The sequence below is a fragment of the Ligilactobacillus salitolerans genome (assembly GCF_003864415.1).
GTDB classification, from domain to species: domain Bacteria; phylum Bacillota; class Bacilli; order Lactobacillales; family Lactobacillaceae; genus Ligilactobacillus; species Ligilactobacillus salitolerans.
In genome coordinates this window covers 994-1270 of sequence record NZ_BFFP01000073.1, presented here as the reverse complement: position 1 = coordinate 1270, position 277 = coordinate 994, and the positions used below count along the sequence as shown (strand labels likewise).

General features: G+C 53.1%; 1 rRNA gene (cut by both window edges). It reads left to right on the top strand.

Annotated features, from left to right (window positions below):
* Window positions 1–277: ribosomal RNA gene (locus LFYK43_RS12745) — 16S ribosomal RNA — on the top strand (its annotated part extends past both window edges: 844 nt to the left, 719 nt to the right); the annotation flags it as partial.

Here is a 277-nt window from a genome sequence, read left to right as displayed (position 1 = left end):
TAGCGGTGAAATGCGTAGATATATGGAAGAACACCAGTGGCGAAAGCGGCTCTCTGGTCTGTAACTGACGCTGAGGTTCGAAAGCGTGGGGAGCGAACAGGATTAGATACCCTGGTAGTCCACGCCGTAAACGATGAATGCTAGGTGTTGGAGGGTTTCCGCCCTTCAGTGCCGCAGCTAACGCAGTAAGCATTCCGCCTGGGGAGTACGATCGCAAGATTGAAACTCAAAGGAATTGACGGGGGCCCGCACAAGCGGTGGAGCATGTGGTTTAATT